The following is a 1,450-nucleotide window of genomic DNA, read 5'->3' as shown; positions in this document are numbered from 1 at the left end:
GCGAGCGAACGGGGATATAGGACAAACCGTCAGTTGCGCAAGCGCTGGCGGGGTTGTAGGACCATTCATTGTGGAGTTACAAAACTTCGTGGAAGCAGAATAGCTTGGAAAAGCTGGCGAGACAGGGTAAAAGCCCCGTACGCGAATCTGCGAAGACTCCCGAGTGGCACCTGAGTACTGCCGGACACGTGAAACCCGGTGGGAACCTGGGGGGTCCACCCTCCAATCCTAAATACTCTCTTGTGACCGATAGTGAACCAGTACCGTGAGGGAAAGGTGAAAAGCACCCCTAGCGGGGAGTGAAATAGTACCTGAAACCGTTTGCCTACAAGCAGTCGGAGCAGACTTTTGTCTGTGACGGCGTGCCTTTTGTAGAATGAGCCAGCGAGTTACGGCATGTGGCAAGGTTAAGCTAAAAAGCGAGCCGCAGCGAAAGCGAGTCTGAATAGGGCGAGTGAGTCGCATACCGTAGACGCGAAGCCAGGTGAGCTATCCATGAGCAGGCTGAAGCGGGGGTAAGACCCCGTGGAGGGCCGAACCCACTTAGGTTGAAAACTGAGGGGATGACTTGTGGATAGGAGTGAAAGGCCTATCAAACCTGGAGATATCTCGTTCTCTCCGAAATAGCTTTAGGGCTAGCCTCGGATGTTTACCAATGGGGGTAGAGCACTGAATAGTTGCGGGGGCTTCACCGCCTACCAAGATTAATCAAACTCCGAATACCATTGGTCTAGAATCCGGGAGTCAGAATATGTGGGCTAAGCTGTGTATTCGAAAGGGAAACAGCCCAGACCGCCCGCTAAGGTCCCAAAATCAATGCTAAGTGGCAAAGGATGTGCGTTTGCTCAGACAACCAGGATGTTGGCTTAGAAGCAGCCATTCATTTAAAGAGTGCGTAATAGCTCACTGGTCGAGTGGACATGCGCCGACAATATACGGGGCTAAGCATTGTACCGAAGCGGCGGATCAGTACTTTGTACTGGTGGTAGGAGAGCTTTCTGTACGGGTTGAAGCAGTTGGATAACCAACTGTGGACTGTCCAGAAGTGAGAATGCTGGCATGAGTAACGAGAGACATGTAAAAAACATGTCCGCCGTAAACCCAAGGTTTCCTGGGCAAGGCTAATCCTCCCAGGGTTAGGCGGGAGCTAAGGCAAGGCCGGAAGGCGTAGTCGATGCACAACAGGTAGAAATTCCTGTCCCTCCAAAAGAGCGTTATCACCAATGGGGTGACGGAGCAGGGTAGCTAGGCGGGGTTCTGGACGTCCCCGTGATGGCACGTAGGCTGAGAAGTAGTGAAATGCGCTTCTCATGTGGCTGAGGTGTCGGACGAAGCAATTGAGTGAAGCTAGTAAGCCCATACTTCCAAGAAAAACCTCTAGGGAGCTCTGAGGAGCCCGTACCGCAAACCGACACAGGTGGGTGGGTAGAGCATACCAAGGCGATCGGGA

1 rRNA gene is annotated in these 1,450 nt (G+C 52.8%); it reads left to right on the top strand.

What is annotated here, in order from left to right:
- Positions 1–1,450, top strand: a 23S ribosomal RNA gene (locus ACFX4E_RS28200); the annotation flags it as partial.

Origin of the sequence: Priestia sp. YIM B13491 (assembly GCF_042787605.1) — a bacterium.
Lineage (GTDB): Bacteria > Bacillota > Bacilli > Bacillales > Bacillaceae_H > Priestia > Priestia megaterium_E.
The sequence above is the reverse complement of the archived record's forward strand: the minus strand, read 5'-3'. Positions and strand labels throughout refer to the sequence as shown.